At 45.2% G+C, this 767-nt stretch carries 1 protein-coding gene; it reads left to right on the top strand.

The features are described 5' to 3' along the window. Positions 1–31: 31 nt before the first annotated feature. Positions 32–767 (top strand): co-chaperone DjlA (djlA, locus tag A3766_RS23130; protein WP_068643042.1); only part of this gene is annotated, 736 nt, incomplete at its 3' end.

Below are 767 nucleotides of genomic sequence, written 5' to 3'. Positions count from 1 at the left end.
AGCGCTTTAACGCAAGGTATAGATTTAGACAATGAACTGGTGGGGAAAATTAATCGGTGGAGCCTTGGGCTTCGCATTTGGCGGTGGCCCCTTAGGCGCTTTGTTAGGCGCGGCTATTGGTCATAGCTTCGATAAAGGTATGGCCAATATCGAAAACTTTTCTGGTGGCAATCAGGAAGAAATACAAGCGGCTTTTTTTGCTGCCACATTTTCGATAATGGGGCGTTTGGCAAAATCAGACGGCCATGTATCTCAAGTCGAAATTCAAGTTGCTCAAGACACCATGAGCAAGATGCAGTTGACGGACGAGCAACGTAAAGCAGCAATCAATTTATTCAATCAAGGCAAGCAAGAAGATTTTGATTATATCGCTGCCATGGATGACTTAAAGCGAGTCTGCGGCCGTCGTACCAATCTCCTTAGAATGTTTATGGAGATACAGCTAACCACCGCGCTTGCCGACGGAGAATTACACCCAAATGAACACCAGCTGCTTCTTGAAGTAGCCGAACACCTTGGTTTCCAGAAACGAAATTTTGAACAACTACTGGCAATGATGACAGCTCAGCACCGGTTTACCGGCTTTGAGCACGATACGTCAGGCCATGTTAGCGAAGAACAAATGATCAGTGCTGCCTATGAAACTCTAGGCGTACAGAGCAATTGCAGTGATGCTGAACTAAAGAAAGCCTATCGTAGACTGATTAGTCAACATCACCCGGATAAACTTGTTTCGAAAGGCTTGCCAGAAGAAATGATGAAAATAG

This window comes from Oleiphilus sp. HI0132 (genome assembly GCF_001635845.1).
The sequence above is the reverse complement of the archived record's forward strand: the minus strand, read 5'-3'. Positions and strand labels throughout refer to the sequence as shown.